The sequence below is a fragment of the Candidatus Nomurabacteria bacterium genome (assembly GCA_023898605.1).
Taxonomy (GTDB): domain Bacteria; phylum Patescibacteriota; class Minisyncoccia; order Phycocordibacterales; family UBA9973; genus HK-STAS-PATE-34.
The window spans coordinates 358,941-372,141 of the sequence record CP060230.1; the positions used below are offsets into that span (position 1 = coordinate 358,941).

Consider the following 13,201-nt stretch of genomic DNA (forward strand, 5'->3'; position numbering starts at 1 on the left):
AAAAAGCCCCATCTCGGGGCTTTTTGATTACCTAAAACACATTCTAAAAACACACCCGGCGAAAGTCGGGTGTTTTAGTTTAAAATAGTACAACTTGACTTTTTTATTAAATTATTATACAATAATGAAAAATAAACAAGCTCTTATGAAAAGATTACTGCTTTTTATATTATTCCTCTTAATTATTGGAATAATATTTGTACTTCCCAAAATGATTCCAGAAAAGAAAAGTGCTAAATTCAAGGAAGTGGCAAGAATTGTGGGGGTCGACACGTTGGAAGGGTTCTCTAGTCTGACCACTGGCACTCCCCCAAAAATTGTCATACAAATAGACTTCGACGATGACAACATTGAAGATGTACGGTCTGTATATGATGTTAGTCAAACTCCTGACCACGTCAAAAATGCCATAGAGTGGTACGAACACACAAGGATACTTCCTGAGCACTATCAATACCCCTGTATTGTAAAAGTAAGTGCAACAAGAAATTCTGATTTGGTGGTCATTACTGACCACGCAGAAATACTTACCGACATAGACGGGAACTATGTCGGGTACACATTCTAAAAACACACCCGGCGAAAGTCGGGTGTTTTAGTTTGCTAGAGAATTTTCTTGTTTCTTTTTAGTTTTTATAACTTCTAGTATTTTGGAGACAAGTTCTTTTGGATCTGATTCGAAAATAACATTTTTATTATTTCTTATATCTTCTCCCGAAGCCTCTTTGATAAAACTATCTATTTTATTCTCTCCTTCCAATATACCTATTGGTTTTTCTTCTTGTAGCGCAACAAGAAGTTCTCCCAAAGATGGTACCCTACCGCAGCCCATTATAAGGGCGTCGCAAGATCGTATGAGAAGCAGACTTCTTCCCGTCATGCCAAAACCTGTATAGATATTCATATCAAGATAGTCTATGGGCATTCTGAAAACTTCTACATGTTCTTTTTCACTAGCTGCTGGAGAAAAGCCTATCGAAAATCCCCTAACCTCTTTGGCACCCATTGCTGCCCACAAAGGAAAACCTCCGGTAGATGGAGAAAGTAATATAGCCCCAGAAGACGCTATTGCTCTACCGAGATCTTTTGCTTTATCTAGAGCATCTACACCACAGTGAGTAGTGTCAGAAGCACCTGATACACAAATCTTCGGTATGATATGAGAATGTTTGGCAGCTTTTTCCATAACTACAATTCTAACATGAAAGTTTCACCCTTATCTGGAGCAACTGCATCGATAGCGAGATTATCTCTTAGTCTCTGAACTAGATGAAGAGAAGATCCTGGTTCCCCCATGACAACAAAAACTTTTTTTAGATTATCTGCACCCTCAGAAACAAACTTGAAAAGTCCGTCGCTATCTTTATGTCCAGAGTAACCGCTGATCTTTTCTATCTTTGCTTTTACTGGGACTTCTTCACCAAGGATATTGATTTTCTTTGCTCCATTTTCTATCTCCCTACCCAGTGTTCCCTCTGACTGATATCCGATAAGAAGAAGTGTGTTTTTTGGATTTGGAAGATAATTTTTCTCGTGGTGTATAACCCTGCCACCAGAAGACATACCAGAACCAGCAAGTATTATCTTGGGACCATTGTGTTTCAAGATTTGTTTTGACTCTCTAGTTTCTAGCGTCTTTTGAAGGCCCTTGAACATAAATATGTCATCACCGCTCGCTATCAGATCTTTGACTGAGTCTTTGAAGTACTTGGAATATCTGCTGTATACAGAGGTAAGCCTTATCGCAAGTGGAGAATCTAGATATATAGGCATAGAAGGTATACGCTTGTTCTCAACAAAGTCATTTATTTCAAACAAAAGTTCTTGCGAACGCTCTAGAGAAAATGTCGGTATAACCAGTATTCCGCCTCTTGTATAAGTATCCTCTATAACCTTTTCTAGTTTCTTTTTTCTCTCTGCCCTATCTTCATGGTTTCTGTCTCCGTATACACTTTCCATGATTAGATAATCTATATCTTTTGCTAGTGCCTCTGTATCTTTGAGTATAGGAGATGGTGAGTTCCCTAGGTCTCCAGTAAATACTATTTTCTTGCCATCAAAAACAAAAGTTATCATAGCAGAGCCAAGTATGTGTCCTGCGTCTTTGAAATAGAAAGATAATCTGTCTGTTATTTTGACTTCCTGATGATAGTCAGCTGTCTTCCACAAGGCCATGACTCCACGAAGAGTTTTTTCTGTATATATTTTGTCTATTTCTTTGTCGTGGACCTTCCCCAGAATTACGTTTGTGTCTTCTAGCATTATTTGTGCGATATCTTTAGATGGAATAGTAGAATATATCTCTCCTCTAAAACCTTCATAAACAAGCTTTGGTATTCTACCGACATGATCTATGTGTGAGTGCGTGACAACAAGATAATCTATTTCTAGTGGATCATATGGAAACTTTTCCCAGTTTTCTTCATCGGCAAGAGACGAACCTTGGAGCATACCGCAGTCAACAAGTATTTTCTTATAACCATCTCTATCTGGAAATTCGATTAGAAAGTTAGCACCAGTAACACTACCTGCTCCACTGCAAAAAGTTATTTTTGGCTTATTGTCCTTGTTCATATTTTTTTGCTCTTTTTTTCAAGATTGATAAAAGTAGAAGTGCACTCAATGCTCCTGCTGTGTCAAAAAAAACATCAGAAATACTATCAAGAAGGCTTGTGAGTTCAGATATCTTTACTATCTTTTCTATGCTTACTTCATAAAGCTCCCATAGAAGTCCGATAAGTACAGTCAAAAGTATGGCTTTGTTTACGGTAAAACCAGAGCGTTTTATCTTGGCCATTATGTAAACGATAAGCAAGAATACAAAAACTCCACCAACAAAGTGCATAGGCATATCAAACCACCAATAGTAAAAATACCAAGAGTATTTGGTGGCCAGAATATTTACAACAAAAAGAAGTATTCCGATAATAGAGGTAGTTATAAGAAGTTTTTTTCTGTTCATTATATGAGAAATTATATCATGCGACAGAGTCTAAAAAAACAAAAAATCCGAGAAAATCGGATTTTTTGTTTAGGACCATTTGACATAGTGTTTGCCCTAGCTTTATACCAGGTGAGTGCAGGAGAGAGCACCCCACGGAGTACCCTCATGCCACGCTCTCATACACAAGACGTTCTAGGAAACATCTTTTCAAATGATCCTATATTAATTTTAGTTTATATTTTTTTATATACAACTAGACAGGTTTTATATTTGTTGCAAATTGGAAAGATTATTCTGTTAGACCATCCAAATTCACATCGTAAAGCATTGCTTCAGAAACAAGTCTGTAGTTTAGTATTTCTTTTTCAGAAAACCATACAGAAACTTCGTTGTTGTAAGCATCTTCTCCGTCAGCTGGATCTGTACAGTGGATCAAGTTTCTCAAACCTCTAGACTCATCTGTATCACAAAGGAAATATGAATCTAGTGCAAAGTCTCCTCTTATAGTTCCAGTGTCTGCAGTTGTTGGTTCAGTTCCTCCAACGAGTCTTTTTACTACAGCTTGTGCACTATTACCCTCTACAACCATAACAACTACCGGACTAGCACACATATAGTGAACCATTGTTCTTATTATATCTTTTCCATACTCTATAGCTTCTTTTTCGACAGGTTTACCAAGTTTTTTTCTATTCTCTACGATACCTCTACCCTTTCTTTCGTACCAAGCATCATCTTTGTTGTAGTGCTTGAATATAGTTTCTTCGTCAGCTTGTATCATTTTCATGGCTACGATTTTTAGTCCGATTCTCTCAAATCTCTTGATTACTTCACCAACAAGACCTCTTTGTAGTGTGTCCGGTTTTAGTATTACAAATGTTTTTTCTTTCTTTGGATGCATATATTAGTTATTAGCTTTTAGATTTCTAGTAAAAACCAAAGACACTATAACAGATATCGATTAAAAAACAAACTTATGATTTTCTATATTTTTCCATGATTTCTTTCTCTACAATCTCTCTTTCTCTACCGTATTTCAAGCTAGAAAGCTCCTTTATTCTCTCCCCCGCCTCTCTGTCGCCGTTTGGATTATCGACAGTTCTGATAGAAAACGGTCTATCTGTCGGTGCACCGCGAACAATCATAGACATATATGCATGCCTATTCTCAAGTTTTATAATATCGCTCGCAGAAAAAGTCGGAGCAAACTTTGGTTCTAGAAACTCTGCATCTTCTGGCGAAACTCGGAATACGGCCATAGAACCAACGTTACCAAATACAGCATTTTTTATATCATCATCCAATTGAGAAATATATTGGTGAGCAACGTTTAGAGAAAGCTTGTATTTTCTAGCTTCAGAAAGTATAGAAGAGATAGATGGTGTTGTTACGTTTTGGAATTCATCTATATATAGATAGAAGTTTGGTATATCAGAACCAACAGAATCTACTCTTGAAAGTGCTGCCATCTGGATTTTTCCTACAAGAATAAGTCCGATGAGAGAAGAGTTTATTTCTCCTAATTTTCCCTTGGAAAGATTTACTAGAAGTATTTTCTTTTCATCCATAATCTTCCTGAAATCAAAAGCCGATTTCTGTTGACCAATAACTGGTCTCATGATGTCGTTTGATATAAGTGGATCAAACTTGCTCGAGATATAAGGCACGAAGTTTGAAAGTCCAGCCTCTCCAGTCGTCGCCTCGGCTGCTCTCCAGAACTCTTTGATTATAGGATTTTGGCATTTGGATAGTTTGTAATCTCTGTAACTCTTGTCTTGCAAGACTCTAGTTATTTCCATGAGTGTTGAGCCACTTTCTGGGTCCTCCATAACCAAAAGTGCACTATTTCTGAAGTATTGTTCAAACTGTGGACCTCCAGCAACCTTCATATCATAAAGTTGGTTGAAGATGTTTATCATCTCGTTTACAACAAAAGTTTTTTGTTCTGGCTTACTATAATCATACTCGAGCATGTTGAGACCCATAGGTCTAGATATATCACTAGGATCAAAGTATATGACGTCATCATATCTTTCTGGCGGAATATAAGAAAGTATATCTAGAACATCTGATCCGTGTGGATCTATAAAGCAGCAACCTTCACCATTTTTAATATCTTGATAAACTAGATTCTTTAGAATAGAAGTCTTACCAGTACCCGTCTGACCTATAACATAAAGGTGTCTCAATCTATCTTCCGACGACATAAATACAGGTTTGTTTGTACCACGATAGGTGTTTTCTCCTATCAGGACCCCTTCTTCTGGCATTCCAGTAGGAACGGGCGCTTCGCCAGACTTTGCAGTTTTTAGGTGGGGGAGCTTCTCCACTCTCTTTGGGAAGTGTATTATGCTAGATATTTCTTTTAGGTTTAGTGGGAAGGATCTATCTTCTTCGTATTCTCGATAAATAAACTTCTTGATGAAATCTTTCTCTCCCCTATCTGTTATAGAAACAGGAACGAGTCTGTTTGATCCTGCCTCTCCAAACTGATTAAATGCAGATATTATTTCTTCCAAAATCTGATTTGATCTAGATTTGCTTGAAGAAGAAGCGATTATTCTTATAGAAACACTGCAGAAACTAGATGCCATTTTTTCTATGACTCTTTCTATACCCTTTTCGTCTATCTTTTTTTCTTCATTTTCTACTTCTTTTTTGGGAGAAGAAAAAATCTTCTTTACTTCTCTTAATGTGTCTTTTGTTTCGGATCCATATTCTGGCTTTTTGCCATCTCGTAGATTGTCTAGAACTTTTGAAATCTTTTTCAAAACCTTATCCCCTTCTGGTCTTACTAGTATCTGAACTGCTGCTCCTTCACCCTCTTTTTTTAGTTTGGAAAAAACATTCAAGATTATATTGAGTGGATCATATTCCATCTTGTCATAAGTTTTGATAGGAAAAGCAGGTATATTGTCGAGAGACAAAAACGCGGCTTTTGTCTCACCACCTTCTACAAATATATTGTAGTCATCTACCTCTTCTGTTATTTTTGCATCGGGATGTATACCGAGAACCATTTTCTCAAGTAGATCTACTTTTTCTCCGGGAACAGCAACGTAGAAAACCACCTCTTCACCAAAAGAAGACTGTGCGATTTCCAAGCTGTAATAATCTTTGCCTCGATTACTTCTAACTTCACCCACAGAAGACATGCCAGCTAAAAACTGTTCCATCTTGGCGATAATTTCTCTGTGAGATTTTTCTTTGTCCCCATCAGAAGATGTGTCTGGAATAGTTATTTCAAAAAGTCTCATATTGAGTCTTTTATATAACTCGGCAGTATTCTTGAGTCCTGGAATTTCTTTTCCACTAACAAGATACTGGACCAAAAACCTATGAAAATCATCGTATACGTGAGGATTGTTTAGCTTCTCAGCAACTGAAATAGCGTTCTTTATACCCTTTGAAAGAAGCACTCCTAGAAGCTCCTCCATTACATTGTCATGGGGTTCTGGAGAAAGTCTGAGCACTATCTCATCTTTACTTTTTTCAGGAATAGACATTTTTGGGTGAAGTATGTCGCCCTCATCTACCTGTCTGTATTTTTCTACCAAGTCAGAAGCTATGTACTCTTTTTCTTTTGTGATTCCTCTTTCTCGAAGAGCTCTTTCTGCAACCTCTATCCTTTCTCTCAAAAAAGCCAGTTCATCTTCTGGATTCTCGAAAGACTCTTTCTTTTGAAGAAATTTTTCCATACTATGAATTATACATCATCGTGACCCCACAAAAAACAAAAACGCCCCAAATTAGGAGCGTTTTTGAAAAAATGTAAAATTACATTCCAGAAGACATATTCTCTGTAGCCATAGACTGCTCTTCTTTTGGCATATCTTGTGCTGGTGCACCTCCTTTGTCATGAGAACATGATGATCCGCAACAGTTGTCACTTTTGCACATCATACAATGTCCACCACATTTACAGTGTTTTGCCACAGAATACTTTCCAGCTCCTAGTGTAGCCAAAGCCACAGCAGAAGTTAGAGCTAGTACATCTACTTCCATTGCCATAAATCCAAGCTTCATCTTTACAAAGAAAATAGATCCGAGCATGATAGCCACAACACCATAAGCAGCGTATCTTACGAATACACCAAATGTAAATGCTAGTCCTGCTAGAACCTCGACAATCATAACTATCCAAGCCAAAAATGCTGGAAGGTTAACGCTTTGGAAAAAAGCGATAGTGTCGCCCATGTTCATAGCCTTGCCAACTCCGTGGAACAAGAAAACAGCAGCCAAACCAAACCTTAGTATCAAAAGGCCTAGATCGCCACAACTGCAAGATTTTTTCATCATAATAAAACTTTTACCAGGCCCAAACGGGCCAATATACTATTAATACATTTATTATACTATAAGTTACTTTTACAGAAAAAGATTACTTTTCCTCTTTTTTGTGTTCAAAATCAAGTGAGCAAGAATTGACACAGAAGTGTTGGCCCGTCTTTGACTCATCGTCTCCAAAAAGATGTCCCAAGTGTGCTCCGCAGTTTTTGCAAACAATTTCTTCTCTAACCATACCGAGAGATCTATCTTCTCTTTTTTCTATTGCATCTGGAAGTGCGTTGTCAAAAGCAGGCCAACCGCGTAATCCCATAGGCCCCTTGCTAGAATCCATCTTTGTACTTGAGTCAAAAAGTTTGACTCCGCAGTTTTTACAATGATAAAATCCATCATCATTGTAATCCCAGTATTTGCCAGAAAATGGCGCCTCTGCTGCACCATCGTGAATAACCTTCTTCTCTTCTTCTGTTAGATCTTTGTTTTGCATATTAGTGTTTGTGAGGTTTTACGTTCTGGCTCCACTTGTGCGAAGTCTTTGATATCTTTGTTATATCTCTAGGATAAAAGACGTTGATAGTCCAATCAAGTGCAATCTTGAATTTCTTGGATTTGGAAATAAACTTGAAAAGATAAACTGTTCTCCAGATAAACCAAGCAAGTGGACCAACTATAGCAAAACCAAACACATCTCCAGCTGCATGCCACTGACCGAGAGAGATAAGCTCGCCTTTTAGTTTCAAACTAAATTCTCTTCTTTCTTTTTCTCCTTTTTCCATATTGCTTATCTCTTTTGCAACATGTCTCGCTTCTTTTACTGCAACTTGTGCCAAGTTCGGATAAAAACTACCCTTCTCATCCTGTGCACCAGAAACATCTCCTATTGCAAAAACATCTGTCTCTCCTACGACACGAAGTGTTTTATCTACCTTGACCTTGCCGTTGTCATATGCAAAATCTTGTTTATTTTCAAAATCTGGAGTGTTTGGCAAAACTCCTGCGGTCCAAAGTACAGTTCTAGACCAAATCCTCTCTCCTGTACTCAAGACGACTCCGTGCTCGTCAACCTTGGAAACCATTTTTCCGAGCATGACATCGACGCCAGACTTGGTCAGTGATTTGTGAGCAAATTTCCTAACCTTTCTTTTGAAGTACGGTATGAGGTCTGTACTAGAAGAGATAAGGGTTACTTTTATATCTTCATAAGAAATACCCTCTCCACCATATAGCTCTAGAAATGTCCCGAAACAAAGTTCGGCCATTTCTGCTGCCATCTCAACTCCGGTAGCACCACCTCCAACAATAACAAAAGAAAGCATTTCTCTTTTTGCTTCAATGTTTTTTGTTTCGGCAGCTTCTTGAAATATAGATATAAATCTATTCTTTAAGTGTTCTCCGTCGCCTAGTGTTTTCAAAACATATGCGTTTTCTTCTACGCCAGATATAGCATAAGAACAAGTCTTGGCTCCAGTTGCTACAACTAGATAGTCGTAGTGAACTTCGTTTGAACCAACCATAAGAGTTTTCTTGCTTGTATTTATTTGGCCAGCTTCACCTTGAAGAACCTTGGTGGACTCATAATCAGTTATTGTTCTTATTGGCTCAACTATACTATGAGAATCTAGCGACCCAGTCGCAACTTCGTGAAGTAGTGGCGTAAAAAGAAAATGATTTTCTGGCGAAACAATCGTATATCTAATGCTTCTACCTAGATATTTGAATAATCTTCTATATACATATACACCTCCAAATCCAGAACCGAGTATAACTACGTTCTTTCTATTTTCTCTTTTCATTAGCATATTCATATAATACTTTATTTATATTTCAAAAAATAGTTATTTATATAAGAGAATTGAGACCATCAAATTTGTCAAAAGGAACTACAATCCTCACAACTCCTAGCGAATAAGATCCGATCTGATAAGGGTTAAAGAAGAACTCAAATCCATCACTAGTTAGTGTAAATATTTCGAAGTTGTAATCATATGGCTTTATACCATTCTTGTCATAAGAAGAATCCATTTCTCTGAAATATTTGTCTAATTCTGACTCCAAAACTTTACTCACCTCTAGTAAATATAGCGACCCCGGCCTAAAGAAATCTTTTAATTCTATGGTTCTACCAGAAGATCTGTCGAAATTGTATGATTCGAAATAATTGTACTCGTGTGTAGCTCCAGCCTCAAATCCAGAAAAAGAAAGTAGTAAACTTATAACGTCGCTATTCATATACGGCTCTTCATAAGATATATAGAGCGAACTATTTTCTTCTCCTATTACAGTTCCTCCCTCATAAGAAAGATTATTTTCGATGAAGTTGTCTATCTTTTCTGTTACAACGGCTTCTATTTTCTGATTTATATTATCTTCAACTTCTTTGTCCAGTCCAGAAAAAGATGGATATTTTACATCTATAACGTAACCGTCTCCGGAAGACACGGCGACCATTTCTGTCACAAGAACTTCTTGGTCAGAATCTTGTTTTTGGTTATTAGCGTCCTCATGTTCTATCTTATATTCTTCTGTTATGAGTTTGGTTTTGTAATACAAAAAACCAGCCAAAACAACGAAGAAAGTCGTCAAAAAGGCAATAAAACTATAGATGAATTTAGTTTTCTTGTTCATCAACCAAATTATACCACTATTTGTATTTTTGGGATTTTGTTTTGTACAGGTGTTATGATCCCCTTTCTTCTTCTGGTACAAGGTACAAGATTTTGACTCCGTTTTCCTTTGAATACTCAAAAGCAAATGTTGCTTTTTCTCTTATATGTCCATCTTCGTATATAACAGTTCCCACTCTTTCTCTTGGGTCTACAAATGTAGAAACGGTATAAAACTCTCCTCCCAAAACTCCACTTCCAGCAAGTTCACCTATGTTTTCTTGTATATACTCTGCAACATCTGTTTTTGTATCCAGATCAAAACAATCTATAGAGTCTAATGACATAGAGTAAGATAGAGTTTCTGGACTTGAATAGAAGTATTCTCCATTTCTTTCTTCCATTTCACCAGCAGCTAGTTCTATATGATCATAATACATCTTCATATATAATTCTTCGTCCACATTCATACCCTCGGCAGAAGAGCTCCATACTGATTTTATAAAATCATACGAAGTCGCATCAGAAAGTGTTCCGCTTATGGATCCCGTTTTTTTATCTTTCTCAGACGGCAAGAAGCTAACTTCTCCAGATATATCACCTTCGTCGTTTGTCAGATCTACTATATACCTATCGTACAAATCACCACTCTGTGTTTCGTTCAAGAAACAGTATCTTTGTGGCTGTGGTTTTTCTACAACCTCACTTTGTGGTTCTGGTTTTAGTACAAAAAACACAACAACCAAAAACGCGATTGCTAAAAATCCTAGAAATATATTGAGTGTTTTTTTATTTTCCATAATATTATATAAGCCCTAGAGCTCTAGCTACGAAGCTTGCAAAAGGATCAACATCGACTCCGTAAACTATTATACCACCCAATGCTCCTGTTATAGAAACTAAAATAAGTCCTCCTATAGAAAGAAGGGTCATCAATACACTGTTTGTACCTATAAAAAGTAGTGCTTTATAAACAAAAGAAAATATTTTTTTCAAAAAAGAAAGTCTTCTTTCTAAAAATCCAAATATTTGATTCTTGAGCGCGATTCTTTTTTCTATAAAAAGAACTATATATATCACCAAAATAAAAACGAAGAAGCTTGCTGTAAACTCAGCATAATGTTCGTGGACTTTTATAAACTCTATCTTATTTTGCAAATCATCAACTGCGTTTATAGCACTCTCGCCACTCATAAGAGCAAGTCTTGTTCCCAAAAAACCAATCAAAAGTAAAAATGATTTTATATAAAACCAAGTATTCGAGAATTTTAATCTTCTAATTGTGAAAATCTCTGCTAATGCATATATGGTCAAAAATGCTATAGGCAAGTGGACCAAAATAGGATGTGTATTCATAACGAAAAGATTATACACCCAAAATACTAGTTTGGCGAAGTGCGGAGACGGAGGGATAGTTCGACAGGCTCACTATTAAAAAGTTCCGATCTCACACCGTCAACAACTAAGTGCTTTTACTTAGTTGAATTAATAAATCTTTATTTCCATCTATCAACGCTTTCTTTTTTGCTTTTGACCACCCTTTGATTTGTTTTTCTCTTTTTTCAGCCAGATTTCTAGTGTGTAGATTTTCTGTATACACTAGCTCTACTGAGTTAAATTTACTCGTAAATTTTGACTGCTTGTTTTTATGCTGAAAAAATCTCCGTTCAAGATTGTCTGTCATTCCTGTATAATACATTTCTTGGTTGCAAAAAAGTATATATACAAACCACATGAATCAATTATACGCAAAGCACTGAGCTTGTCGAAGTGCGGTGTTTGTTGGACAAAGTTCGAAGCTATTTCGAGCAAAATCCAAACGATTAAAACTAATAAAATGGACTCGGCAGGGCGAAACAATTTGTCTGGGGGAATGGATTCGCCCTGCCTCGGCTGATTTCCCGCCCGCAGGAGGGGTCTGGGGAGGAATGCGGGCGGGTTTCGGACTGGGGTTTTTCGGAAATTCAGCGGCTATGATTTTGGTATTGCTGGAAAATCAACAATTTTCCCAACACTATTTTTTATAACATCTCGGCAACTTTTTGCAAAAACTTTATTGTTTGATTCTTTTATATATTTTGCAACACGAAAAAGGTCAGTTGTTCTTACCAAAGCACAATTTGAAGATTTTGCTGTAGTTATACATTTGGTTGTAAACTGTTCTGCTCGCTCGGATGGTTTTGTGAGTCGAAAGCCATTTCCAAATAGAATACCGACCGCAGGGTTTTCCACTTCATCTCTTTGCAAGTCTTCCTGAATATTTACTGCAAGTTGTCTAAACTTATCAATATTGACTGCGGAAGTGTCTTTACCCTCTGCTTCGCCGATAAAACGATCTCCCTCTGGCGAGGTGATAACATGATCTAATTCAAGATTTCCGTCATTATAATTTTCTGCCTTATAACCTAAAATCTCTAAGGCGGTAGTGATTGCAGTTTCAAGCACTTTTCCTTTTTCAAATAGTAAATCTCTTAACTTAATTTCTTCATCAATCTTTGTTAGTAGCTCATTCTTTTGTAAAATCAGTTTCTCAATTTCTTTTGTTTTCTTTTCAACTTCATTTTTTAAAATCTGCTCTTGTGCTAATTGGTAATCCGTTTCATTCGTCCAATCTGGTGGCGGGGTTTTATCTCCTCCTTTACGGAGAGCTTTATCAATATCAACAAGCGCCTTAACTAAAGATTTTCCAAATTGCGTTGCTTCTTTTGTCCAATATTCTTTTTTATCCTTGCCTTTAATTTCAGTAAACTTTTTCTCATCATAATTTATGTAGGGCAAAACAATTATGTTTCCATTTTTGACTTTATAAATTGCACCTAAAATCTTTGTTTTATCCTTGCCCGTAAAAAGAACCTGTGCACCTGTTGCGTTTTCTATATAAAGCTGGTACTCCAAACTTTTCTTGAATTTTTCATTAAAATCACTAAACACTGTATTTCCCGAAAATTCAACATGTTTTCCAGAGGCGGAAGTTAATGAGCCAATATTGATCGGCAAAAAAGCGTAGTTGTTATACATTTCCGTATGAAAAGTATTTTGCCCCTTTCTTTCCGATGAAACGCTACTGGCAAGCTGATATTCTTCTTTATTCGTTAAAAGAATAAAAACATTTTTCCCCGCATTTAAATAATCTTCAATCTCTTTTCTTAAACGTGATATTTTTTGTTTGTAAGCTTGCGAAGCCGAAACATTGTAGCAACCTCCATCGCTTGTAGTGAAGCTAACCCAATCTCCTCTTGGCACTAATGAATCAGGCGAAATCAATAGAATATCAGCATCCATCAAAGACTTACCATCGTAAAAATCAACGAGATTTGTGTCGAATGTTGGTATCGTATATCCAATTGTGAATATCTGATTTTCCATA

The 13,201-nt window shown here is 36.8% G+C and carries 14 protein-coding genes; 1 reads left to right on the forward strand and 13 read right to left on the reverse strand.

Annotation, left to right across the window (positions count from 1 at the left end; genetic code table 11):
- The first annotated feature begins 124 nt into the window (after positions 1-124).
- Positions 125-568 (forward strand): hypothetical protein, encoded by a 444-nt coding sequence (locus tag H6791_02075; GenBank protein ID USN94528.1) that lies wholly within the window; start codon positions 125-127, stop codon positions 566-568.
- A gap of 27 nt (positions 569-595) precedes the next feature.
- Here H6791_02075 and H6791_02080 read toward each other — a convergent pair whose 3' ends face one another.
- From H6791_02080 to H6791_02140, 13 genes are all read right to left on the reverse strand, one after another.
- On the reverse strand, positions 596-1,186 hold the full coding sequence (locus H6791_02080; protein USN94529.1) for an LOG family protein: 591 nt from the start codon (positions 1,184-1,186) through the stop codon (positions 596-598).
- Between the two features lie 2 nt (positions 1,187-1,188).
- Positions 1,189-2,574 carry an MBL fold metallo-hydrolase gene (locus H6791_02085; protein ID USN94530.1) on the reverse strand — a complete coding sequence of 462 codons (1,386 nt, stop codon included), beginning with the start codon at positions 2,572-2,574 and terminating at the stop codon, positions 1,189-1,191.
- The gene (locus tag H6791_02090) at positions 2,558-2,962 is read right to left on the reverse strand and encodes a hypothetical protein (GenBank protein USN94531.1); all 405 of its coding nucleotides are present in this window, start codon (positions 2,960-2,962) and stop codon (positions 2,558-2,560) included. Before H6791_02090 ends, H6791_02085 begins: the two co-directional genes overlap by 17 nt.
- A 271-nt stretch (positions 2,963-3,233) precedes the next feature.
- The gene (locus H6791_02095) at positions 3,234-3,845 is read right to left on the reverse strand and encodes a nucleoside-diphosphate kinase (GenBank protein USN94532.1); all 612 of its coding nucleotides are present in this window, start codon (positions 3,843-3,845) and stop codon (positions 3,234-3,236) included.
- A gap of 73 nt (positions 3,846-3,918) precedes the next feature.
- Positions 3,919-6,642: a TraM recognition domain-containing protein gene (locus H6791_02100; GenBank protein ID USN94533.1), complete on the reverse strand. Its 2,724-nt coding sequence runs from the start codon at positions 6,640-6,642 to the stop codon at positions 3,919-3,921.
- Positions 6,643-6,721: 79 nt separating this feature from the next.
- Positions 6,722-7,243, reverse strand: a complete 522-nt coding sequence (locus tag H6791_02105; protein USN94534.1) for a DoxX family protein — start codon at positions 7,241-7,243, stop codon at positions 6,722-6,724.
- A gap of 82 nt (positions 7,244-7,325) precedes the next feature.
- Positions 7,326-7,718: a peptide-methionine (R)-S-oxide reductase MsrB gene (msrB, locus tag H6791_02110; protein ID USN94535.1), complete on the reverse strand. Its 393-nt coding sequence runs from the start codon at positions 7,716-7,718 to the stop codon at positions 7,326-7,328.
- A gap of 1 nt (position 7,719) precedes the next feature.
- A complete protein-coding gene (locus H6791_02115) occupies positions 7,720-9,036 on the reverse strand; it encodes an NAD(P)/FAD-dependent oxidoreductase (protein ID USN94536.1) in 1,317 nt (438 codons plus the stop codon).
- A 34-nt stretch (positions 9,037-9,070) separates the two neighbouring features.
- The gene (locus H6791_02120) at positions 9,071-9,856 is read right to left on the reverse strand and encodes a DUF3298 domain-containing protein (GenBank protein USN94537.1); all 786 of its coding nucleotides are present in this window, start codon (positions 9,854-9,856) and stop codon (positions 9,071-9,073) included.
- Positions 9,857-9,908: 52 nt separating this feature from the next.
- The gene (locus tag H6791_02125) at positions 9,909-10,634 is read right to left on the reverse strand and encodes a hypothetical protein (GenBank protein USN94538.1); all 726 of its coding nucleotides are present in this window, start codon (positions 10,632-10,634) and stop codon (positions 9,909-9,911) included.
- Between the two features lie 4 nt (positions 10,635-10,638).
- Positions 10,639-11,190, reverse strand: coding sequence for a hypothetical protein (locus H6791_02130; protein USN94539.1), 552 nt, complete (start codon positions 11,188-11,190; stop codon positions 10,639-10,641).
- 106 nt (positions 11,191-11,296) lie between these two features.
- On the reverse strand, positions 11,297-11,569 hold the full coding sequence (locus H6791_02135) for a GIY-YIG nuclease family protein (GenBank protein USN94540.1): 273 nt from the start codon (positions 11,567-11,569) through the stop codon (positions 11,297-11,299).
- Between the two features lie 236 nt (positions 11,570-11,805).
- Positions 11,806-13,200 carry a hypothetical protein gene (locus tag H6791_02140; GenBank protein USN94541.1) on the reverse strand — a complete coding sequence of 465 codons (1,395 nt, stop codon included), beginning with the start codon at positions 13,198-13,200 and terminating at the stop codon, positions 11,806-11,808.
- Position 13,201 lies beyond the last annotated feature (1 nt).